Here is a 23,170-nt window from a genome sequence, read left to right on the forward strand (position 1 = left end):
AAATGCATCAAATTGTCCTATTTGTTCCCACCTAATTGCGCGTAGTTGCATAAAACATAACCATCGGCTCGGGGAAGCCAATTAATAACCAAAATACCGGCTTCATTATTAATATAAAACAACACCGAAGGTTAAGTATGTTTAACTTGAAGAAAGTCTCCTTTATGGTGGCTTCAGCCTTATATATCGGAAGCTCAGCTGCAAGTGCAGTAAATGTTGCTTCAGATGAGTGGGTTGCACCATCATCAGACTACGCGCCTAAACCAATGATCGAAGAGATGCACTGGTCAGGCGAAGTAGCTCAAACTGTTAAAAAGCAGGGAAAAATCTTCCGAGCAGAGGAAGGCGTGCATGGTGAGCACACATATATTGTTGAGCTAGAAGATGCGCCTCTATCAGCATACGATGGACAGATTAAAGGTTTGGCTGAAACAAAATCAGTCGTAACGAGCGCGCGTACCCAGCAAGGCCAGCCTCTGAACTTAAATACTCAGGAGCTTTCTGGTTACAACAATTACTTAAACTCTCAACGTCAAAACTTCGTTGCACAAGCCAGCACATTGCAAGGGTTGAGTGTCAATGTTGAGCGTACCTACTCAGTAGCGATTAACGCGTTCACCACCACAATGACACAAGACGACGCAAAGCGCTTAGCAAAAGTGCCAGGTGTAAAACGCATCACTCGTTCGAAAGTGTATTCATTGTCGACGTTTAACACGATTGAGCAAACTGGCGCAAAACAAATGTGGGCTAACGCCTACGGTGGTGGAACTAACAAGGGCGAAGGCATCGTTGTTGGCGTCATTGACACAGGTATAAACTCTGATCACCCTTCATTTGCTGAAGTAGGTGGTGATGGTTATGTTCACGAAAATCCTTTAGGTGACACATTCCTAGGTGACTGTGCGAAGGCGTCATTCTCTGATAAGTGTAACAACAAGCTAATCGGTATTTACTCATACCCTGAAATCACTAACGCATATTCAGATCCAGTATTTGATGAGTCTCGTCCAGCGTATGGTGAAGATTACAATAATCACGGCTCACACGTTGCGGGTACGGCTGCTGGTAACATCCTTTATGATGTACCATTCAAGTTATCGCAGGGCGAGCCGCAATCTTCAGGTGTTACCACTGATTCTTGTTTTTGAAGAAGTATCGGGTATGGCACCGCACGCTAACATTATTGCATATCAAGTATGTTGGCCAGGTGGTTCAGGCGACCCTTATGCGGGCTGTCCGACAACCACTATCCTTGCAGCGATCGAACAATCAATTATCGACAATGTTGATGTGTTGAATGCGTCGCTAGGCGGTCTTGAAGAAGATCCTTGGCTTGACCCTATCGAGCAGGCTTTCTTCAATGCTGCAAATGCCGGTGTATTTGTCGCCGTTGCTGCGGGTAACTCAGGCCCTGAATTAAGCACTGCTGACCATTCATCACCGTGGGTTACTACTGTTGCTGCTCACTCACCGTCTTCAATCGTTGACTATGGCGTGAAAACACTGGAAAACTTCAGTGGCGGTGATACAGCTGCACCAAATACGATTAAAGGTTACTCTTCGACCTTTGAAGAGGTTACTGGTCTAATTGTTAAAGCAGAGGACTTTGAAAACCCAGGGACAAATGCATACAACATCATGGATTGTGATAGCGAGTTTCCTGCAGGTACCTTTGATTTAGCTGATGACCCAGCGACGGTCGATATCGATGAAAGCGCGCAGGACGTTATTGTTGTATGTCGTAGAAGTTCCCGCCCACTTTATTTCAAAGCCGCAAATGTGGCCGCTGGCGGCGCTGAAGGTGTGATTATCCACAACCGTTACAGCTTCCAAGACAATGCCACTATTCCAGTGTTGCCTCACCCTCTCCCAGCGATTCATATCACTTATGAAGACAGTGTTGATCTTCAAAACTGGTTAGAGTCAGGGTCAGGTCACATGGGCACGGTAACAAGTGCGAAAAGTGAGATAATTCCAGTAGATAAAGAGCGTGTAGCTTACTTCTCTGGTCGCGGTCCATCATATTTTGGTATTGATACCATGTTGGTTGATATTGCCGCGCCAGGCGTTGATATCTATGCTGCTGGCTCAGATGACCAGCCATTCACTAATAACCCTTCTACATCAGATTGGACAACTTTGTCTGGTACTTCGATGGCGAGCCCACACGTTGCTGGTGCGGCGGCATTGTTGCAACAATCTCACCCGGAATGGTCTGTATCGCAAATTCAATCTGCATTGATGCTTACTGCAGGAAACGACTTAAGCAATGCACAGTATTTCAACAATTATGTTGATGAAGGGTTTGACTCAGGTCTACAAGATATGGGTGCTGGCCGCATGCGTGTTGAGTTAGCGGATAAAGCTGGCCTTACATTGCATCAAGACATTGCCGAAATGGCTGACGCAAACCCTTCAACAGGTGGTCATGCTGAAGACATGAACACTGCGTATGTTGTTGATAATACGTGTCCAACAACGTGTACATTTGTACGTGAATTCACGGCAACAGAAGATGCGAGTTGGACAGTACATACAGAAGAATGGATTGGTGCATTTGAACTGAAAGCTGAGCCTGCACAATTCGATATTAAAGCGGGTGAAACACAACAAATCGTGATCACAGCAACGAGCAAGCCACATGCAAGTGCGGCAAGCTATATCGATATGAGCGGTAACCAAGGCCAAGTAACACTGGTATCAAACAACAGCGCATCACCTGTTCTTGAGCTACCTGTATGGACGTTCACAGGTGACCGTGGTCTACCTAACTACGTTAAAGTTGAGGCTCACCGCACATCGGCTGCTATCGAAGTTGGTCCGTTTAACACAGCTGAAGTAACTGACTTCACAGCCCGTACTTACGGTATGGTTAAAGGTGACGCCAAAACTATTAAGTTGTTCTCAGACCCAACTGCTGGCGACCCATTTGATCTTTCACGAAGAAGAGGGTCAGATGGTTAACGTTAACCACGTCGAGTGGACTGCCGTGCCTGAAGGCAGCAAGATGTACAGTGCGAGTGTTGTCAGTAGCGACATTACCGAGCGTGTGATTGTGTTCTCTGGTCATGATGCAAATGGTGATGGTATGGCGAGCATGGATGAAGTGCTATGTATGTCTACAAACTACAACATCAACAACTTCTGTAACATCATTGAGCCAAATGCGGGTGACTACTTCACTGTATTTATGAGCACAGCTTATATAGAGTACGGACAAGTAGATGAAGGCCGTGACATCAATATTGCTACGGGTGTTGTGAGCCAAGATAACGGTGGTCTCGAGGTTACTGCAGAACAACAGATCGCAGGCTACGAGCAATACAACGTTAATCTTGAATACAACCTGCCAGAAATGGAAATTGGTGATATTTACTTTGGTGGTTTCGACTTAGGTTCAAACCCAGAAGACGCAGGTAACCTAGGTTATGTGCCAGTGCTTATCACTCAAATCGATGACGATGTTACATTCACTTCTGACAAGCGCAAAGCGAGCCCTGGCGATGTTGTTAACTTCACGGTTGATGTGATTGCTAACAATGAAGCACAAGCACGTAACTTTGCTTTGACGACTGAATTCCCTGAAGGCATTCAAATCATTGCAGACAGTATTGTGACGACAGCGTCGACACCTTCTGCACCTGAAGTAACAGATAACGTGTTGTCTTTGGTTGGTACGCAAGAAACAACAAAAGACGTAGTACGTAACTACATCATCACGACTAATGCAACGGATCAAAGCTGTTCATTAACGGCAGGTAATTCACCTTACCCTGACTATTTGGACTTACGTGACCTAGGTTGGCGTACACTTGAAGGTGTTCAAGGTCGTTATTACAACGAATACAAGTACTCGTTTAAAGAGCTGATGCAAACAGATATGGATGTATCGTTCCCGTTCTTTAACAAGTATCACTTCGATTCAATCAAGTTAAACCCTGCAGGTCTTGTAACCTTTGGTGATACAGGTCGTACAACCCCGTTCCACGTTGAATTCCCACGTGCAGCGAGCATGCCGCCTCCGCCACCATACATGATTGCACCTTTCTGGGTGGGTGATAACACGATCCCTGAGCGTATCGATGCAAGCTCACGTGTTGAAGGCGATCCTAATGCGGGCATCACACCTACCTTTACTTATTCACGTGAGTGGTTAGTACTGGAGTGGGATAACGTAGAGCGTGCGTACACAGATGGCCAAAGTGTCGACTTTGAAATGTTCATGCGCATGGGTATCAACTATGAGCCAGGCGAATATGAACTACTGTTCGCTTATGACAACGTTAATCTAGTTGATAACCAGGGTTCTATCGGCTTTAAAGCGGCCGACGGTCGTATCCTAGTGAATGGTGACATTCCAATGGACGTGAACCTTGGTGATGGCTTCGCTTATGACAACATCGATCAAGTGCTACGTGATGGTTTAGTGGTGTGTATGGACTACACAGGTCCTGAAATCTCTAAATTCAGTGTGAGCTTTGATGCATACGTATCTGAAAAAGCAGCAAACCAAGTGCACACTCTTTATATCAACAATGGTCTTGAAGGTTCGGATACAGAGCGCTTAAGTGTTGACCTTGAAGTGACTGGTAACATCACTTTGCTTGACCTTGAAGATATGACTGTAGCTGAAAACGGCTCTATCAGCTTCGATGTTATTTACGCAGATAAAAATGGTGTAAGTAATGCAATTGAAGTAGCTGGTGACAACGTAGCTGTTGAAATCAGTGGTCATGAGTCTGGTTCAACTGTGACGTTAACACCTGTCGCAAACTTCCACGGTGAGACAGAAATTACCGTCATGGTTAAAGACAGTGTTAATGCAACTGACATGGCATCACAAAGCTTCATGTTAATGGTTGAGTCTGATGGTGAAGAGTTAGGTTGTACGGATCCTGCTGCAACTAACTACGATGCATCAGCAAACACTGACGATGGTAGCTGTACTTATCCAGTCCAAGTAACGCCTGAAGATAAAGTTAAATCTTCAAGTGGTTCAATGGCGTGGATGCTATTGTTGTTCATGCCGTTAGCGTTTATTCGTAAAGCTAAAAAGGCGTAACAATTTTCCCTAACGACGATAAAAGCCAATTGGAAACAGTTGGCTTTTTTTCTTTTGAACATAAATTTAAATTTATTAATAGAGTGTCCAAATTGTTACAAAAGTGTACATTAATTGATTTGACTGATCTTGCCCCAAGGGGGATGCTGCTTTCTCAATTTAATCGAATTTTTCCTTTAACGAGAGTCGGTAACACAGTGTTCAAGGCCAGGCTATTACTGATTGCTGCACTATTTAGTGGTACAGCATCCGCAGACGATGAAAGCATCTACGCTGCACAATCAGGATGGCAGTTTGGGCTTAGTACCGGGTATGGAAAAATCGAAAACCCTGTACATAATTCAGACGACATTCCCCTTTACGTCATCCCTAATATCGAAGCATTTTATGGTGATTTTGCATTCACCAATTTTGAGCTCTCCTGGACACCTTGGAGCAGCGACCACCATCAACTTTCCTTTGTTGCGAAAATGAACCGTGATGGTTTGTATTTTATTGATAGTCTTGCTGGAAGCTCGGTTCTCGCGGGATTAACCACATCGGCTTTGCCTAGTGCACCTCGCCCTCCGAGCGCGCAGACGCAATCAAAAGCTCAAAAACGAGTGGGCGATATCCAAAAAATACGCGATCGTGAGTTGTCATTTTTGGGCGGAGCCCAGTATTTATTTGATTGGCAACAATGGCGCGTGAGTGCAAGTGTATTTGACGAGCTCACCCATTACTACCACGGTCAACAGGCTGAACTTGCTTTATCTCGCTATCAACAGTGGAAAAAACATTTAGTTGTTGCCAGTGTGCAGCTGCAATACCAAAGCAATGAATTGACCAAATACTATTATGGTAGTCATCGCCCTGAAATTGCAGCGGGCTTTTCGGTTTACCAACCGAAACATGCTTTCAACACCAGTTTGCAACTGACATACCAATATCAATTGGATGAAAAGTGGCGATTCATCTCAGATGTAAAGTGGCAAACACTGGATGATGAAATCGCAGATAGTCCACTAGTAACCGAGCAAAACTTGCTTTCTTACTACGCTGGGGTGGCTTGGAGTTACTGATGAGCCAACGTGTAGGATTTCTATTGCTAATGACAAGCTTCTTGCTACCGGCTCACGGTAACGAGAGCGGTGTCCTTGAAAGACATTACATCAAAGCAAAACCAGAAATCTGCGTGACCATTGAAGATAAGTGTCAAGTTGACTTATTCCTCAGTTGGCAAGGTGAACCGACTACCAGCTATTGCCTCGAAATTGAAACCACCGAATTAGAACGAATTTGTGATATTCCTAATCGCGCTCACCAATTCAAACTGTCATTGGAAGTAGCTTCCGACGTTATGATTTATCTTGTCCGTCAACAGGATGCACAACGTGTCGCACACATCCCAATAGATGTTCAAAGACACTCACTCAATCAGAAACGTCGTAAAGTTGCTTGGAGTATTTTTTAATGAATGAACAACAAAAATCCATTCTTTACGTTGAAGATAATCTGAAACTCGCCGACTTAATTGCTAGTTTCCTAAATAGTAATGGCTTTGCCGTTACGCATATTAGTTCACCTCATGTGGCTGCATTTGAAATGCTGAAAAAGCGTTACGACCTGGTATTGCTGGATATCGGTTTACCAGAAAGTGACGGCTTTAAGGTCTTTGAAGAACTACAACGTCAGTATTCAGTGCCTGTCATTTTCCTCACTGCACGACAAAGCCATGTGGATCATATTCACGCGCTTGAGTTAGGTGCAGAGGATTATCTAACCAAGCCGATTACGCCGTCTATATTGTTGGCACGCATTAATCACTGTTTGCGTCGCAATGAATTAAAGTACTGTGCGAAAAACGCCGCGCAGTCGCAAACGCTGACCATTGGCAATTTGGTAATTAATCGTTACCAACGCCAAGCAAGCCTTAATGGTGATCGATTAGAGTTAACTACGGGTGAATTTGACCTCCTTGAGAAGCTGGCATTCAATGCGGGCCAAGTGGTGAGCCGTGAACACTTATTTGAGGCTGCAATCGGTCGTAAATATGATGGTCAAAACCGTACTATTGATGGTCGTGTTAGTCGCTTACGTAAAAAGTTAGGGGACGCAGACGAGCAACCAAGCCGGATTATAACAGTTTGGGGTAAAGGCTATATCTTATCACCGGATGCTTGGGTTTAAGCTAGGTGTTCAAGGTTTACGCCTACCTCTTTGGTGCACTGGTGCTTTGTTTAGGGGCTAGTGCATGGGTAATCAATACTCAGCTCAATGAAGCGCCCATCACCACTGCTGCGGAAACCGCCTTGGCCCGCGCTGTATTGCAGCCAAGCAGAGAACAACATGAGCTGGCTCATTTAATAACATCTAAACCGGTTGGGTCATTTCATTTCAGCGAGGGTATTGAAACGCGCTTAGCCAGCGGCGAAGTGGTGGCAATGCTTAACCAAGAGCAACAAGTCTACTTTTACCATTTAGATTCTAGCCGTGGTCAAGTGCGTGTGCTGGGGCCCTTAGCACGAGATGTACGCGACCCGCAGCAAGCGTTCATTAGTATGCTCTTCTATGCCAGCGTTGCGTTAGCTGTATTGCTTGTTAGTTGGCCGTTACTGCGCGATTTAAACCGCTTGCGCCAAGCCAGTAAAACCATATCCAAAGGCGATTTTTCTGCACAAGCAAAGCTGACCAAATTCAGTGTTATTTACGGTATTGGTGAAGCCTTCGATGAGATGGCCAGAGCACTTGAGAATCAAAATGATTACCAGCGGCAGTTAATTAACGCGGTATCGCATGACTTTCTCACCCCTATAAGCCGCGCCAAATTTGCCTTGGAAATTCACCGAGAGATGCCTCAAGCCAGTTTAGACGGTGACAGCGTACTTCAAGATATCACTGAGCTGGAGATGCTTGTCGAAGAGTTTTTAACATACGCTGAGCTCAACCAATGTCGCCCGGCTATCCGCCCAACCGTTCACAATGCTCAAGATTTGCTTGAGCAAGCTTGTGATAAATTCAAAATTTACAGTGATATAGATATAGAGATTCATTGCCAGTGTGATGTCATCGAAGTCGACAGGCGCAGCTTCCTGCGTATATTGCAAAACCTGATGAGTAATTCCGTACGTTTTGCCAAAACCAAAATTCATGTGCATTTAACTGAAAAAATACACGGAATAGAGCTCGTTGTTGAGGATGATGGCCCAGGGTTCAGCGAAAAGTTAAGCCCGACATTGCTACAAGCGTTCGTAAAAAACCACCAAGTGGCCCAGCGAGAGCAAACCGGCGTCGGTTTGGGTTTATCCATCGTCAGTAAGCTATGCGCGTGGAATGAAGCGGATATTCAATTAGATAAAAGCACATCCCTCAATGGTGCTTGTGTGAGAATAGTCTTTTAGCTCACTTGCTAAAACCGCACGCGCCTGTAACTATAGTTCGGCATAGTTACAGGGAAAAAGCACAAATATGACCAGCCAGCACATCGTGGTGATTGAAGACGAGCGCACCATCGCAGACACCTTAATCCATGTGATTGAACAAGCAGGTTTTGGCGTGACTTGGTGTGCAACGGCGCAGCAAGGTTTAGCGACGCTTAATAGTCAATCTACAGACTTGGTGCTGTTGGATATTGGTTTGCCCGATGGTAATGGTTTTGAACTGTGCAAACAAATACGCACTTTTAGTGCTGTGCCGATTATTTTCCTGACCGCTAGAAGCGATGAAATTGACCGTGTTGTTGGGCTTGAAATTGGTGCGGATGATTATGTGACTAAGCCATTTAGTCCACGCGAAGTGCTCGCGCGTATCAAGCTTCGTATAGCCAAACCACAACAAACGCAGGCTGAGGCCAGTACAGAGATGGGGCTCCACCCGCAGCAGTATGACTTTTTTGTCGATGCACAGGCACTGCAACTAACCGCACTCGAATTTAAGTTGCTTAACAAGTTATTCAGTCACCCAAAGCAAGTCTTTAGTCGAGAACAGTTAATGCTGGCCAGTGACATGGCCAACGGCACCCATTATGAGCGCAATATCGACTCACACATCAAAGCAGTTCGGCAAAAGTTAAAGGCGCATGATTTAGCGGATGTGATCCACACCAAACGAGGTTTTGGGTATTTCTATGAGCCAAAGTAGCCCTACTAACTCGCGCATCGACACCCTATTCCAATGGCCAAAAATCCCACTCGGATTCCGGTTGTTTTTACTCTATGTGGTAGTCGTGATCCTTACCACTTATGTGGTCAGCTCCACGGTTATACGAGAAATTAAACCGACGGTACGCCAAGTCAGTGAAGAAACTTTGGTTGATATGGCCAACTTACTGGCTACATTGGCAACGCCTTATATGCTGCAAGGGAATTTAGCCAGCAGTGAGTTTTCTGAATTGCTTGTACATTTTGGAAAACGTAACCCACAAGCTGCAATCTGGGGCATGGATAAAAGCAGCATCAACCACCGGATATACATCACGGATGCCCAAGGCACCGTGCTGGTGGATTCTTGGCAACAAGATGTGGGCGCGGATTTTTCGCGCTGGAACGATGTGTACCTAACATTGCGCGGCGAGTATGGCGCGCGTTCAAGTGCACAATCAGAAGACGACCCCAACTCTACCGTCATGCATGTGGCCGCACCGATTATCGTCAATGACACCATAGTCGGCAGCGTCACCGTAGCGAAAGCGAATCGTTCTGTGCAGCCTTTTATCGACAATGCCAAATACCGAGTCTTAACCTGGCTGGTGGTGATGAGCGTGGTGGCCTTGCTATTGGGGGCGTTGATTGCGTGGCGTATTAACCGCGCATTGGAAAAACTGGCTGATTATGCCGCCAAAATGGGCCGCGGAGAAAAGGCCAAAAAGCCGGTATTTCGTATCTTTTATGAGTATGCACAACTGAGTGATGCGCTCGGTGATATGCGTGCCAAACTCGATGGTAAAAACTACATAGAGCAGTATGTGCAAACCCTCACCCATGAACTCAAAAGCCCCCTAAGTGCGATTAAAGGCGCCAGTGAGTTGCTGCAAACGCCGTTGTCAGAGCATAAGTTACAGCTCTTTGCTGGCAATATTGAGAAAGAAAGTGAGCGTATGCAGGACTTAATCGACAATTTGCTACAACTGGCGCGCTTAGAGAAATTGCCGCAATTACAAACACGCGAGCACGTCCTATTGGCACCTATCATCACGCAAATTTGTGACTCCATGCTGGCACGGGTGACGCGAACGGGTGCGTCTGTGAGTCTTGACTGCGAGCAGCACATTTATGTGCTGGGCGATGCGTTTTTAGTCCAACAAGCGCTGTACAATTTAGTTGAGAACGCCCTCGATTTCGTCATTGAAGATGGCGACGTGCACATTTTAGTCGATAAAAACGACGGGGAAACTCGAGTCTCCGTGAGCAATCAAGGCCCACCCATACCTGATTACGCGTTAGATAAAGTGCGGGAACGTTTTTACTCTTTACCCAGAGCCGATGGCCACAAAAGCACAGGATTAGGCCTGACATTTGTGGATCAAATCATGCAGCTCCACCATGGCCAATTGCAGTTAGAAAACACCAGCGAAGGTGTATGTGTAACACTTATTTTTAAAACTCCATAAAGTCTCCACACACACTCCACCTGAACTCCAATTTAGATGAATAGGCTTAAGCCTATATCATCACATGGAGTTAAATAAATGAGACAAAAACTAGGTAATAAATTACTCATTATCGCAGGGTTAACCTTGGTACTGCTGGTGCCGATTATGCTTATCAAAGGACTTATCTTTGAGCGCTCGGCCCGACTGACAGAAGTACAGCAAGAAATAGCGCGCAGTAGCAGTGGCGAACAAACCGTGATTGGCCCGTTTTTATACGTTGAGTATTTAGAGCATAAGAAAAGCGACAATGGAGAAAGTTACTCATACGTCAAAAAACAGGTGCTATTACCAGACACCCTTAATTGGCAAGCTGACTTAACGACCTTTGAAAAATACCGCGGTATCTATAAAGCAAACCTTTATCGCTCTATGAATTCCATAGACGCGATTTTCTCAGGTGACGCTATTGCAGCCTTGGCCGACAAAGACCTAACAATGCTTAATTTAGTCATGGCGGTTGATGACATTCGAGGGATTGGTGTAGGCAGCGATATTCACATCGCTGGGCAAAAATATAGCTTCGAGCCAGGAACACAAATTAAGCAAATATCTGATGGCATACATGTGCCATTGACGCTCAACTCTTTGCAGGGGCATGACACCTTAAAAACGAAAGTAACTCTAAATTTGCAGGGAATGTCACGTTTTGCCATTTCCCCTGTGGGTGAAGAAACTCAGGTCACCATGCGCGCAGACTGGCCTCATCCGAGCTTTGTTGGTGATTACTTACCAACTGAGTCGCATGTTGAAAATAAAAGCTTCGAAGCGAATTGGCAAACAAGTTTTTTTGCGACCAATATGCAGGACTTGTTCACCAATTGTGTTCGTACCAATGGGATTTGCAATGAATTACGTGAACGGAATTTGGGAGTGAATTTGGTTGATGGTGTGGATCATTACTTAAAAAGTCATCGTGCTACTAACTATGCCATGCTCGTGCTGTTTTTAGTGTTTTCCAGCTTTTTCTTGCTGGAAATCTTGCGCAAAGAGGCAATCCATCCCGTGCAGTATGGTTTTGTGGGGCTCGCAATAGCGGTATTTTATCTCTTGTTGGTGTCGCTCAGTGAGCACTTTGGCTTTAATTTGGCGTACGCTGTGTCCGCTTTAGCTTCGGGATTATTACTCAGTATTTATGTGGCGGGTATGCTGCGTAGCACCAAACAAGGAGGTTTATTCTTTATTGGTATTAGCGTGTTGTACTGCGTGTTGTTTAGTTTACTGTCGGCAGAAGATTATGCCTTGCTGATGGGCGCGATATTAGTATTTGTGGTACTGAGTTTGATTATGATGCTTACCCGCAAATTCAATTGGTACGCATCAAACGAATAAACTCATTCACCGGCACCTATCTCGGCATTGAGTCTGGGGTAGGTGCGAAATAAAGCGCTGGTTTTAATGAACTTAGTCGCTCCGACAAAGGTCTTTAGTACACCCGTTGTGTCGAAGACATAAGGACATGTTTTTCAGAACGATTCTAATCTCACTTTTACTGCATTTAGTTGTGTTATGGCTATTATTGCGCACACCCACTCCAGCGGTCATGAACAAGGTCGATGTGAAATCAAAACCTCTAAAAGTGGTGATGATCACACACGCTAAGCTACAGCCTAAAGTGAACGCGGCTCCTCCAAGCGAAGTGGAGGTTGAGACCGTTATGTCTATGGTGAATTCTCCTGAATTACAGCAAAAATCGCCATCGGCTCACGCGGGTGAGCGTCAATCTGCGAAAAAGTCGCTAGGCGCTGTAGTATCCGAGCTAAAAGCCCCTGATTTGCCTGCGTCGCAGCCTAAGGTACTGGATGTTTACACTAACCTAGAACAACGCATAGCAAGTGCTTATGCGCAATCCCAAGCGCAAATAGGCCAGTATCAACGCCTCGATCAACTACCTGAAAACTTACCCTCTGTGCCGACGTCAACAGTAAACTCTACAAAGGGTATGACGGTACTTGAAGGTAATGTAGTTACAGGTAATTACCGCTTTGAGCAAAATGGTCGTTGTTTCGTGATGCAGGATTCCTCACCGATGTCTGACTCAGATATGCCTGCGGGTGAAGTACCTTGTGTGAGTAACAAACGTAAAAAGCAGGCCGCATTAAAAGCGGCCATGGATAAGTGGTTAAAGTAAATTATGAGCGTGATAAAAAGACTTTTAGTTTGTCGCCAATGCGTAATGTCTCTTTAGATAAGTTGTTCCACTGCTTGAGTTTAGAAACCGTCACGTCATAGCGGCGAGCTATTTTCCACAGGCTCTCACCAGACGTCACCTTGTGCTCGATTTGTTCATCTGCGAGTACAGGTAAAATAAGTTTATCACCTACTCGAATGCGATCTGATTTCAAGTTATTAAAGGCTTTTAGCTGGCTTGTGGTCAGTTCATAACGCTTAGCTATGACGCTTAGACTATCGCCTTTAGCAATGGTGTAATGATGCCATTGGCTGTAATCGCTGCTTTGTTGCTGGGCGATAATACCTTGCCATTGTGCTTTTTGATTTGCTGGAACAACAAGGTGTGGCGCATCAATTACCGCAGGGAAACGGATAACCCCATGATTTAAACTCTCAAGTTGCTGCCATTGCGATCGGTCGGCCAATATAACGGCACCTTTGACAGGTAACGTCGCAATGGCTGGGCTGTTTTCAATGGCTGGGAATACCATTTTTTGATGTTTTAACAAGTGCACTGCGGCAAGGAGTTTGGGCACGTAGTGACGTGTCTGTTTAGGTAAGTCCAAGGCAAAAAAATCAGTACTCTTGCCCGCTTTTTTATTTTTTTCTATGGCTTTTAAGACCCTGCCTTCGCCGACATTATACGCGGCAATGGTGTGATACCAGTCACCATCAAAGCGTTTGTGGAGATACTCAAGAAAATCTAAAGCTGCATCGGTACTGTTGATCACGTCTTGTCGACCGTCATACCAAGGGCTAATCTTTACTTTAAAGTATTGTGCCAACGAGGGAGTTAGCTGCCACAAACCAGAAGCATGTTTATGCGAATACGCACTGGCATCAAAGTCACTTTCAATAAGCGGCATTAATGCCAACTCAATTGGCAGTTCGCGTTTCTCTACTTCGGTCACGATATGATAGAGGTATGGCTGCGCGCGGCGGCTGATCTCTTCCATGTAGTTCGGGTGCGCCAAATACCAATCCACGCGCTTTTGCACGTCTTCATGTTGGCTGTCAGGGAAGCTTAACTGCATGCGTACACGTTGCCACACATCATCCACTTGTTGTGGTGATTTCGTTTCTTTAGCAACGTCAGAATTTTGTTCGTTAGTGGCAACAGGTTGCTGTTTAACATTTGGCTTGGTTTCTTGCTCTTGCGCTGTCTCGGTGGCTGCTGATGAAGGCGGCTGCGGCGTATTTTGGCAAGCCGCAAGCAAGGCAGCGAGAGAAATAATTAAAACTCGATACATAGAAATTCGGTACTCAATTTTACGACTAGTGTTTGCTACAAGGTGATAGCACGAAGTGTGAGAGCTTAATAAGTGCACCTGAACACAAAGTGAGCAAAAAATGAGCACAGGCTTAAGTCTATGAGCGACACCTTAATTTATAGTGTGGCACGTTGTAATTATACCAATTACTCAATGCCTTATTTGTTATAGGGATAGACCATGCCGATATCGAACAGTTCCCTGACTTGAATTTATCAATTCACGGAACATAAAAAAACCCGCATACAGCGGGTTTTGATTGGGAGCGTAGGGTTTAGTTACGTTGTTTTCTGCGTCGAGCTAAGAAAGTGATCGACAGTAGTAATGAAAGGATATGGAATGCACCAGAACTCTTTTCTTCACCTTCAGCAGCCACACTAACGGTAACATCTTGCTCTACAGAGACTTGACCATCCGATAGCGTTGCTGTGAATGTGTAATCGCCAACAGCCAAACCACTTACTTGTGTCACCAAGGCGTTCGGTGAACTAATGGTACCCGGTCCAGACCAAGTGATAGATAAGTTATCCCCATCAACGTCGAGTGACGCTGACGCATCCAATTTCACATTCGCACCTTGCGTCACCGAGAGACCCGTTGTGGCAATAGCGAGAGTCGGCGCATCATTTTCAGGTGTTACACGAAGTGTAAATTGCGCTGAATGGGCATCGGATGGGAAGTATTTATCAGCGACAGTAACCGTGACCAGAGTCTCTCCAGAGAAGTTCTCTGAAGGGATTAGGTCAAAAGTTGCGCCTGACTGGTGGCCGTTTACTGTTGCACTAATGTGCTCACCAGAAACGCTTATTACATTACTGTTCTTATCAGTGTCGTGATACACCACTTCAATGCCTTCGATAGCGCCATCTTCTGCGACGACCAGGTCGCTAATTGCGGCAACTCTGATATTACTTGGAGAGGTAATAGTGAGTGTTTCAGTGATTGATTCCATACCGTAGACATCACTGGTGATCTGAATTGGCAGACTTTGACCTGTGATTGCGTTGTCCATTTGCACTTGGAAGCTGACATTGAAGGTCGTCGATTCTGGGCCTTCATAGTCATAACACACAATCAGACCATCGGTGATGACATCCGTCATGTCACCATAGTGGAATCTGTGTTGGATCTAAACCGCCATAAGTTGGCCCGTATGTACCCCTCGGTCCGTGGAAGCCATACATGCCGATACTTGCGTCGTTTATTCCCATTAGCCATGGTGTAATAGGGAGTTTGCTTTGTTCTGCAAGCTCGATGTTATCGTAAGCCATGACAACTTCAGGTTGGTTATCACCATAGAGGTATTCAAGAGTGATATAGGTTTGGAAATCATAAGAGTCTTGCCAGCTAACCCAGTTCGTCTCACCTGTTTCCCAGTCGTACATCGGTGTCGCTGTGCGTGCATCATCCCACTCAATCAGCAACGCTTTTGGTGATTGGTTGTATACCACGGTGATACCGCTGGACTCTTGGTCAACGATCCATTCTGGCACCAACTCAAGAGGCGTGCTCAACGCGCCATCAAATGCACTGCCGCGTAACATAGGCGCAATCATGGTGTCTGGAATACCTGCGAAGCTAAGTAGATTCGCATCGAACATAAAGTGATCAGGCCAGAATTGAGGACCATAATCAAATTGTACCCAGCCTTGAGGACTGATGTTTATGCTGCGATAAGGTTGCTGTTCTTCATTTTCATAAGGTGCGAAAACATGGTCTTCACCTTGGAAGAATTCAGAAAACTTAAAGCGATATTGATCTTGGTAGTTCCCACCTAAGCTTGGCTGGAAACCTTGTTCGGCAAGGTTAATGTAACCACCATCAGCGCTCAGTGGCATGCGGCAAGTTTGGTCAGTGACATTAGTCGAAATGTTGTACTTTCGAGCCCAGTTTTCCGAGTTCTGTTGTACACCTGTAACCTTGATTTGGTTATCAGCGACCTCAATCGCACTCTCAGTGAAGCGCACATTATCGACCGATGCACTGTCACCTACGTAGTGAACACCCTCAGGCAAAATAGCTGAAAGTGTGAAGTCGCGATCTAACCCAGTGGTGTTGGCGAGTACTTCGATATTGACATCAATAATGTCGCCTGGTTTGGCTTGCGATTGACTTGCTGTAACCGTGACATCATCTTGTCCACGCGTGATATTAAGTGGAATTGATCCCATATTGCCCGCGTCATCAGGAGATGAACCAAGGTCAATCATGCTGTAGATGCGCTCTCCTTGCTGCCAATCTGTGAAATTCCAATCAACATGAACATCTACGCTGTGGGTGTTCGCATCAACAATCGTGTCGGAAGATACACTAATATTCGTTGCTGCATTGTCGGTAATAATGCCCGTAGCTACTTCGAAGGTGTCAGAGACATTGTCATCGAAATACGCATTCTTGTAGTTATGGAAAATCACCCAGTACTTACCTGGTACAGGATTGGTGATGCTGCAATAGTCGTTTTCCGTTGCAGAATAAGACCAACAAATGGTTTCATCTTGGAAGCTGACAGCACCATCATTATTGATGTCTTGACCGATAAATACATCCAGATCACCGAAGTCTACAGGTTCACTCGAAGTCGATGAAACATGTCGCACGACGTCAGCGAATAGGCGCTTTGTGCCCATAGGTACATCAATCCATTGTACGTTAGCGCCATTGAGATCACTGTCGTAGTAAGGAGAAATCGTGTCATCATCTTGCGCTAATGTCAGCGTTTCAACAGGTGTTTTTACCGCAGCAAACGCACGTCCGTTGAACTGCGCTAAGCGAGAAACCGGCATATCTTTTATCGTATATTGTCCAGCATCACGGTGCGCTTCGATGTTCAGGATTTGCGGTAAATCGCTGCGTGAGAATCGAACTTTCATTGGCCAATGCGCGTCCGGCATATCCGCAGATTGCGATGTTAACGTAACATTGCCGAATAGGTAGCTATTCTCTGGGCTGCTGTTTTGTGTAACGGCATCGAGGATTTTTGCGGTGACAATAATGGTTTGTGATTCACCCGCTTTGAGACTGAACGCCGAAGGTGTGGCCGAAATTTCTACCGAAACAGCGTCATGGTTCGGAGCTCCAGTCACAGTCCATGAGCCATCTTTAGTTGCCGTTACTGTGCGCATCCAACTACATGTTTGTGCACATGAAGTATCTACTAGAGTCGGTAAATTCAGTGTTGTAGGGTCGCCACCATTGCGAGGGTTTGCCAATGCCATATTGATGGCCGTTTCGTCCATCACGAGTCCTGCATTAACCGCTGCTGCAACATCGATTAGACCAGAGCCACCACGCAAAAATGGATCACTGCCAGAGCCATCATTCATGTTTTTGTTAGCGGTCATTTGTGCCGCAGATTGAACTTGAACAACACTCCATTCTGGGTGCGCTTGGCGAATGAGGGCTAATGCGCCAGCAACATGTGGAGAGGCCATTGATGTACCATCGATTACATTCCAATCAGCTGCTGATGGATAGGCTGTAAATGGTTGATCGTCTGACCATGGTGCAAATACTTGTACACCTGGCGCTGCAATACTTGGCGTAAGAGTGCCGTCAAACTTGGCATTTTCTTTCGCCGAAGTAAATGAAGCTATCAGATTTTGTTGGTTTTCATCGACTGCTGCAAATGCTTGCGCAGAAGAGATAGTGGCCATATGGTCTTCACCTGAGGCCATCCAAGAGAGTAGTTCATCCGCGTCATTTTTAGAGATATGAATACTGGGTAGTGGATACATGTCGGTAACCAGTGAAGCACTGTCGCCATAGGCATCACGGTTATACAAGATAAAGCCGCCCGCCCCAGCTGCTTTTACATGTTCAGCTTTGGCCATGCGCGGTTGATCAGAACGCTCACACAGCACAATGTCATCGCTAGAGAATGTATTTGGTGCGAATTCAGTATCACAACTGCGATCACCATACTCCTCAGCTGAAACCAACAAGCCAGTGAAGCCTTCAGAGATGCTTGCGCCATTGATGTCATCCGGTGCGCTCGTGTCTCCGCCGCTAAAGTCAGATAAAGTTTTTGGTTCGACACCAAAGGCACGGCCATGGTGTGTTGCAGCTACATTGAGTAACCAAGGTGAATTGTGGTTAGTCGGTGAATTAAAGCCGCCATTACCAGCCGCTGCGGCGACTGAGATACCCGCAGCATAAGCGGAGAAAAATGCCTGTTCGATGGCTTGTTCCCAAGGGAAACCATCACCACTGATTGAGTAGTTAATAACATCTACGCCGTCTAATACAGCCTGTTCGATTGACGCCAATGTGGCTTCCGTAGGACAGCCATAGTAAGGGTTGGTAACGCCATCACCGCCATAGCAGGCTTGATACATAACTACGTTTGCTCGTGGCGCAACACCTGAAACCTGCATGACATAGCCAGTATCTCGGCCATCACCCGTGTTGCCTAGGGTGTTCGGATCAGCATCGAAGCTAGGAAGCTGAAGAGGCGCCTCATATACCACGTTACCCGCAGCAGTCCCCGCGACGTGTGAACCATGGCCGTTATAATCCTCGCCAAAACGAGGTCTAATTTCTTCTGTGTTCCATGGGTTGTGATTAGGGAAACCTGGCTGGAAATAATCAGCACTGTACATGTCAGCAATGATATCCCATGTATACACGCCGATAAGCTTGTCATTACAACGTGATGCAAATTCTTCTTTCTGGCATTGGCCTAAATAATTACCACTACCTAACGGGTTTGTGTGGTCATATCCGTCATCACTGATATCTGCGAAAGACACGTGATCGGTATTTATACCCGTATCGATAATACCGATAATTTGGCCTTCACCTTTGTATTGAACACCATCATGAGAGCCTTGCCCGCTCCAAACTTGATCAGCCTTGATTACCTGAGGACCAACATCGGTGTCTATCGAGTGTAAAATAGAGCGTTGAATGCTTATTACACGGTCAGACTTTGCCAACTGTGCCGCTTCTTGCTGTGTCAGTTCAGCACTGACAGCATTAAGGGTGGCGGTGAAAGACTTTCTGATATCAAGCTGTACGCCTAAGGAATGCGCTTCGCTTACCAACGCGTTTTGTTCTTGGCGCAAGTAACTTTGATATTGGGCAATATTACTTGAGTTCGCGATAGAATTAGAGAACAGCTTATTGCTATGAGGCTGGCTAGCTGTTTGGACGCCTTGTCGAGCGCGCGTTGGCTGTAAGAATGTAGCATCTATGCCATTAATTCCACCTTGATAAGTGGCAATCGGAGCATCTTTTAGCTGAATGATATAGACATTGCGACCTGCTACATCTTGCTCAAAGCTAAACTTTTCTTCCGGTTTACGCTTTTTAATGACTCTGTTGGTGGCACTTTGACGCATCTTCGGGTTGAGTAAATCGAACTGCTGTTGTTTGTTGGCAATAGCATCTTTTCTCGCGTCTAGTTTGTGAGCCGGTATGTTTAATGGCTGCCACCCTTGGGACACTGATGCAGCTATTCCTGCTGAATATAGCGCAGCTAACGTGGCTGCTGAGACTGCTTTGAGTTTCAAAACACATCCTCCTGATTAATTGTTATTAGAATTGCTTGTGAAAGCATTTTTATAAAAGCACAGGGGATCTGCTTAACTTGTAGCAAAATGTCCAAATAAAGACTTATTTGCTACATTTTTTTTGCATTGTTTTCATGGTAACCACTTGATATTAAATGTTAATTTTTTGTTTGCCTGTAAATGTGCAAATTTGTACGAAGTGTATTTTTAATATTTTTATTCCATTAAATTCAAATAGTTAATTTTTGATGTATTGCTCGATGAGGGATAGAGATGGCTTTGAATGTATTGATTCCAATATGCACGCTTAAGTATAGTTCACAGCCACCATTTACAACCCTATATGTTATGAAACGCTGCTTATTTGTACTGCTAATGTTTTTGGCGCTGAGCCCATGGAATACCCATGCCTCAGAAGAAGATTATGTATATGTAGATAGCAATAGCTGGGTCATTGGTGCAGCTTTTGGATATGGAAAGTTAGCAAGTCCCCTTAAGAATCGCGAAGGCATTCCGCTTTATGTACTCCCTGATATTCGCTATTACGGTGAGAGGTTATCTATAGACAACCTCAATGTCTCATATGCTTTGTTAGAGAAAAAAGGTTGGGTTGTTGAACTCGTTGGTTCACAGAATATTGATGGGATCTATTTCCCAGGTAAGCATCGTCGAGAATACGGTGCTTTGACGGGGTCTTTTCCAGGCATGGTGTTAGATCTATTCGATACACCGACTGTGCCGACTCGACCATCCCACCGCTCAATGTCGTATTTAGCTGGTATAGAAGCTCGTTATTACAATTCACGGTGGGCTAATATCTATGTTTCATGGCAATCAGATGTGAGCAACGTGCATCATGGTAACGAGGCAAAAATTCGAGTGCTCAAATATCTGGAACTTCAGTCTTTGAAGTTTTCATTTGAAGCGCGATTGACCCATAAAAGCGAGCGTCTTTCTGACTACTACTATGGAGTCAAATATTCAGATGTGGTTGAAAGTGACCTTGATTTTACAGCGCGTGCTAACACTGACTTTTTGCTGGGCGTCAACATTGCCTACCCAGTGACCGAGAATCTTGCTGCAATAACCTCGTTCCATCAACAGTGGTTGGGAAGTGGTGTGAATAACAGTCCGTTATTGAGGACAACAGCACCTTACAGCTTCTTTGTGGGGCTAAAGTATGTTTTGTAAGGTATTCATCCACATTACTTTTTTGCTCAGTTTGTCGCTTTGCAAAGAAGTATTAGCTGCTGACGTAATAGAAGAGTTTTCTATCAAACCTAGCTTGTGCATCGTTGAGCAAGACGAGCAATGCCATCGTCGCTTTATTTTTTATTGGCGCTTGCGGGAGCCATTAGAAGCATGTTTGTTTGCAAAAAATAAAGAGGTAGCCATACATTGTGAGACGGCCTCAGAAGTTACAATTGTTCGCGAGATAGAACTTGGAATGTCGCAGTGGTATGAACTGCGCGCTTTGGAGCAAAACAAAAGTGAAGCAATCTTAGTGCGCCAGTTGCGTAGTGAAGTTCGACAAGTGCGTCGCCATATTTGGAGTGTCTTTTAGTGGGAACTATTGAGTACCGAATTTTATTAATTGAAGATGATCAGCGGCTTGCACGTTCTATTTGCGATTTTCTGACGAAGCACGGATTCATTGTTAAACACTTCGTCAATGGCGATAACCTCGATAATCTTGTGAGTTGTGGCAGTATTGATTTGATATTGTGTGATGTCATGTTGCCAGGCACAAATGGTTTTGAAATTGCACGTGCTATACGTGATAAATTTGATGGGCCTTATTTGTTCATGTCTGCATTAAGTGACAGTTACCATCAGTTAAAAGGCTTTAGATTAGGCGCCGATGACTACATTACTAAACCGGTCGAACCTGAGCTTCTATTAGCACGCATTAAGGCGTGTTTACGCCGAGGTTTACCTTATCAAGAAAGTCGCGATGTTATTGAAATTGAAAACCTGACTATCGATAAGCACAACCGCCAAGTCAGAGTTGCACAGCACCCCGTTTCACTTACCCGATGTGAGTTTGAACTATTGTGGATTTTGGCCTCACAGCAAGGTAAAGAAGTCAGTCGAGAGTTCTTGTTTCTCAATACCGTAGGGCGTGAATACAATGGCTCAGATCGTACGATAGACGGTAGGGTGAGTCGGTTGCGTAAAAAATTAGAGCAGTTCGAGGAGTTGCGCTGCAAAGTCGAAACTTTGTGGGGGCAGGGATACTTACTGTCGGTAAAAAGCTAACTATGTTCACACGCCTAATCCGCTATTATTTTCTCGTCGTAGTTATATTATTTTCTTTGATTATTGCGGCAGACTTTATCTTTCAAAAGACCGTCCAGCGTAGCCAATATTCAGGGCTGGAACAAAGTGTAGGTATTCTGTTGGATGTCGCAAAACATCATTGTGCCAACGACGGCTGTGACGCTCAAACGCAGTTACCTTCAGACAAATTGATATTGATAGAAGCATCCTCTTTGGCGCTGCCGGCTTCACAAAAAGATAAACTTATGCGTGGAGAAATGTTGTTAGTGAGCGAGCGTGGTGACCAATACTTTTATCACCAACTCACTAATCAGTGGGTGCTAGAAATAGGCCCCTTAAAAACGAATGAGCCAGTGAGCAGTCATTGGTACAGCACAACATTTTATGTGTTCTTGGGGCTCGCGTTTCTACTCGTATTGTGGCCTTTGTATAAAGATATATGGCGTATTAAAGAAGCCACTGAACAGTTTGCTCGAAGCAAAGAGTTATCACAATTGAGTATGCCCGACTCACGTTTTTTTAAGCCTGTAACAGATACTATCACTTGGATGCTCAACAAGATTGCACGTTTGCTCGCGTTGCAAAATGAGCTTTCAGGTACGCTTTCGCATGAATTGAGAACCAATTTAGCGCGATTGAAGTTTACCTTGGCGTGTTTATCATCAGACAACGCAGAAGAAACAAAGCAACTGCTGAAACAAGATGTAGTTGAAATAGAAAGTTTAGTTGAGCAGTACTTAAATTTTGCAAAAGCAGAGCATGAACAACCTGAATTAAGTTTCGCTCAGCATCGTTTGTCACCAACGATAGACACTTACCTCGAGCAACTCAGTACTTACAGTGAGAAATCATACGTATTTACCATTGATGCTGACCCAGAGGTTTATGTGGATCTACCGTTTTTATCTCGCGCAATAAAAAACCTGATTGATAACGCTTTCAAATACGGGGACGCCAGCATATTACTGACGCTCTACTCCAACGACAATGGCGTTGTATTGCGAGTTGAGGATGATGGGTTAGGATGTGACTCCAATCAAGTAGACGAGTTGTTCTTGCCCTACACTCGGCAAAATACGACGCAGCTGGGCTATGGTTTGGGTTTGGCTATCACCAAAAAGATTATCCTGTGGCATAGCGGCACAATCTCAGTGCGTAAAAGTGAGGAATTAGGCGGCGCATGTTTTGAGATGTTCATACCATTCAATCAGTAACATGTGTGACTAATGTGTTCGTTTTTTAATCC

General features: G+C 45.0%; 18 protein-coding genes. 15 read left to right on the forward strand and 3 right to left on the reverse strand.

What is annotated here, in order from left to right:
* The first annotated feature begins 137 nt into the window (after positions 1-137).
* The 11 genes from ACH19P_RS01960 to ACH19P_RS02010 all read left to right on the forward strand — a co-directional run bounded on the left by ACH19P_RS01960 (position 138) and on the right by ACH19P_RS02010 (position 12,822).
* Positions 138-1,151 (forward strand): S8 family serine peptidase, encoded by a 1,014-nt coding sequence (locus ACH19P_RS01960; protein WP_462156845.1) that lies wholly within the window; start codon positions 138-140, stop codon positions 1,149-1,151.
* Positions 1,081-2,967, forward strand: coding sequence for a S8 family serine peptidase (locus ACH19P_RS01965; protein ID WP_462156846.1), 1,887 nt, complete (start codon positions 1,081-1,083; stop codon positions 2,965-2,967). The genes ACH19P_RS01960 and ACH19P_RS01965 overlap by 71 nt, the downstream gene beginning before the upstream one ends.
* Positions 2,960-5,065: an Ig-like domain-containing protein gene (locus ACH19P_RS01970; protein WP_462156847.1), complete on the forward strand. Its 2,106-nt coding sequence runs from the start codon at positions 2,960-2,962 to the stop codon at positions 5,063-5,065. The genes ACH19P_RS01965 and ACH19P_RS01970 overlap by 8 nt, the downstream gene beginning before the upstream one ends.
* A 197-nt stretch (positions 5,066-5,262) precedes the next feature.
* Positions 5,263-6,126: a MipA/OmpV family protein gene (locus tag ACH19P_RS01975; protein ID WP_462156848.1), complete on the forward strand. Its 864-nt coding sequence runs from the start codon at positions 5,263-5,265 to the stop codon at positions 6,124-6,126.
* Complete coding sequence (locus ACH19P_RS01980) at positions 6,126-6,518, forward strand: DUF3019 domain-containing protein (protein WP_462156849.1); 393 nt, start codon at positions 6,126-6,128, stop codon at positions 6,516-6,518. Before ACH19P_RS01975 ends, ACH19P_RS01980 begins: the two co-directional genes overlap by 1 nt.
* Positions 6,518-7,234: a response regulator gene (locus ACH19P_RS01985; RefSeq protein ID WP_462156850.1), complete on the forward strand. Its 717-nt coding sequence runs from the start codon at positions 6,518-6,520 to the stop codon at positions 7,232-7,234. Before ACH19P_RS01980 ends, ACH19P_RS01985 begins: the two co-directional genes overlap by 1 nt.
* Positions 7,235-7,239: 5 nt before the next feature.
* Entirely contained in the window at positions 7,240-8,445 is a 1,206-nt protein-coding gene (locus ACH19P_RS01990) for an ATP-binding protein (RefSeq protein WP_462156851.1), read from the forward strand.
* A 67-nt stretch (positions 8,446-8,512) separates the two neighbouring features.
* Positions 8,513-9,184 (forward strand): response regulator, encoded by a 672-nt coding sequence (locus tag ACH19P_RS01995; protein ID WP_462156852.1) that lies wholly within the window; start codon positions 8,513-8,515, stop codon positions 9,182-9,184.
* On the forward strand, positions 9,171-10,652 hold the full coding sequence (gene creC, locus ACH19P_RS02000) for a two-component system sensor histidine kinase CreC (RefSeq protein WP_462156853.1): 1,482 nt from the start codon (positions 9,171-9,173) through the stop codon (positions 10,650-10,652). Before ACH19P_RS01995 ends, creC begins: the two co-directional genes overlap by 14 nt.
* Before the next feature lie 78 nt (positions 10,653-10,730).
* Positions 10,731-12,023 carry a cell envelope integrity protein CreD gene (creD, locus tag ACH19P_RS02005; protein WP_462156854.1) on the forward strand — a complete coding sequence of 431 codons (1,293 nt, stop codon included), beginning with the start codon at positions 10,731-10,733 and terminating at the stop codon, positions 12,021-12,023.
* Positions 12,024-12,150: 127 nt separating this feature from the next.
* A complete protein-coding gene (locus ACH19P_RS02010; RefSeq protein WP_462156855.1) occupies positions 12,151-12,822 on the forward strand; it encodes a hypothetical protein in 672 nt (223 codons plus the stop codon).
* Position 12,823: 1 nt separating this feature from the next.
* Here ACH19P_RS02010 and ACH19P_RS02015 read toward each other — a convergent pair whose 3' ends face one another.
* The 3 genes from ACH19P_RS02015 to ACH19P_RS02025 form a co-directional block, all read right to left on the reverse strand.
* On the reverse strand, positions 12,824-14,113 hold the full coding sequence (locus tag ACH19P_RS02015) for a LysM peptidoglycan-binding domain-containing protein (RefSeq protein WP_462156856.1): 1,290 nt from the start codon (positions 14,111-14,113) through the stop codon (positions 12,824-12,826).
* A 295-nt stretch (positions 14,114-14,408) separates the two neighbouring features.
* The gene (locus tag ACH19P_RS02020; protein ID WP_462156857.1) at positions 14,409-15,236 is read right to left on the reverse strand and encodes a PKD domain-containing protein; all 828 of its coding nucleotides are present in this window, start codon (positions 15,234-15,236) and stop codon (positions 14,409-14,411) included.
* A 1-nt stretch (position 15,237) separates the two neighbouring features.
* On the reverse strand, positions 15,238-19,644 hold the full coding sequence (locus tag ACH19P_RS02025) for a S8 family serine peptidase (RefSeq protein WP_462156858.1): 4,407 nt from the start codon (positions 19,642-19,644) through the stop codon (positions 15,238-15,240).
* A 348-nt stretch (positions 19,645-19,992) separates the two neighbouring features.
* Here ACH19P_RS02025 and ACH19P_RS02030 point away from each other — a divergent pair, with 348 nt between their 5' ends.
* Genes ACH19P_RS02030 through ACH19P_RS02045 form a run of 4 tightly spaced genes read left to right on the forward strand, consistent with a single transcriptional unit; the run spans position 19,993 to position 23,138 of the window.
* The gene (locus tag ACH19P_RS02030; protein WP_462156859.1) at positions 19,993-20,835 is read left to right on the forward strand and encodes a MipA/OmpV family protein; all 843 of its coding nucleotides are present in this window, start codon (positions 19,993-19,995) and stop codon (positions 20,833-20,835) included.
* The gene (locus ACH19P_RS02035) at positions 20,825-21,208 is read left to right on the forward strand and encodes a DUF3019 domain-containing protein (protein ID WP_462156860.1); all 384 of its coding nucleotides are present in this window, start codon (positions 20,825-20,827) and stop codon (positions 21,206-21,208) included. The genes ACH19P_RS02030 and ACH19P_RS02035 overlap by 11 nt, the downstream gene beginning before the upstream one ends.
* Complete coding sequence (locus ACH19P_RS02040; protein WP_462156861.1) at positions 21,208-21,903, forward strand: response regulator transcription factor; 696 nt, start codon at positions 21,208-21,210, stop codon at positions 21,901-21,903. Before ACH19P_RS02035 ends, ACH19P_RS02040 begins: the two co-directional genes overlap by 1 nt.
* A gap of 2 nt (positions 21,904-21,905) precedes the next feature.
* Entirely contained in the window at positions 21,906-23,138 is a 1,233-nt protein-coding gene (locus ACH19P_RS02045; protein ID WP_462156862.1) for a sensor histidine kinase, read from the forward strand.
* The last annotated feature ends 32 nt before the right edge of the window (positions 23,139-23,170 follow it).

The sequence above is a fragment of the Pseudoalteromonas sp. GB56 genome, assembly GCF_054923835.1.

What these genes read in the sequence shown, in the direction of transcription:
- ACH19P_RS01985 (WP_462156850.1), top strand. Translation starts at nt 6,518, where the DNA reads ATGAATGAACAACAAAAATCCATTCTTTACGTTGAAGATAATCTGAAA.
- ACH19P_RS02015 (WP_462156856.1), bottom strand. Translation starts at nt 14,113, where the DNA reads ATGTATCGAGTTTTAATTATTTCTCTCGCTGCCTTGCTTGCGGCTTGC.
- ACH19P_RS01960 (WP_462156845.1), top strand. Translation starts at nt 138, where the DNA reads ATGTTTAACTTGAAGAAAGTCTCCTTTATGGTGGCTTCAGCCTTATAT.
- ACH19P_RS01970 (WP_462156847.1), top strand. Translation starts at nt 2,960, where the DNA reads ATGGTTAACGTTAACCACGTCGAGTGGACTGCCGTGCCTGAAGGCAGC.
- ACH19P_RS02010 (WP_462156855.1), top strand. Translation starts at nt 12,151, where the DNA reads ATGTTTTTCAGAACGATTCTAATCTCACTTTTACTGCATTTAGTTGTG.
- ACH19P_RS02020 (WP_462156857.1), bottom strand. Translation starts at nt 15,236, where the DNA reads ATGACGGATGTCATCACCGATGGTCTGATTGTGTGTTATGACTATGAA.
- ACH19P_RS01965 (WP_462156846.1), top strand. Translation starts at nt 1,081, where the DNA reads ATGATGTACCATTCAAGTTATCGCAGGGCGAGCCGCAATCTTCAGGTG.
- ACH19P_RS02035 (WP_462156860.1), top strand. Translation starts at nt 20,825, where the DNA reads ATGTTTTGTAAGGTATTCATCCACATTACTTTTTTGCTCAGTTTGTCG.
- ACH19P_RS02045 (WP_462156862.1), top strand. Translation starts at nt 21,906, where the DNA reads ATGTTCACACGCCTAATCCGCTATTATTTTCTCGTCGTAGTTATATTA.
- ACH19P_RS01995 (WP_462156852.1), top strand. Translation starts at nt 8,513, where the DNA reads ATGACCAGCCAGCACATCGTGGTGATTGAAGACGAGCGCACCATCGCA.
- ACH19P_RS02030 (WP_462156859.1), top strand. Translation starts at nt 19,993, where the DNA reads ATGAAACGCTGCTTATTTGTACTGCTAATGTTTTTGGCGCTGAGCCCA.
- creD (WP_462156854.1), top strand. Translation starts at nt 10,731, where the DNA reads ATGAGACAAAAACTAGGTAATAAATTACTCATTATCGCAGGGTTAACC.
- ACH19P_RS01980 (WP_462156849.1), top strand. Translation starts at nt 6,126, where the DNA reads ATGAGCCAACGTGTAGGATTTCTATTGCTAATGACAAGCTTCTTGCTA.
- creC (WP_462156853.1), top strand. Translation starts at nt 9,171, where the DNA reads ATGAGCCAAAGTAGCCCTACTAACTCGCGCATCGACACCCTATTCCAA.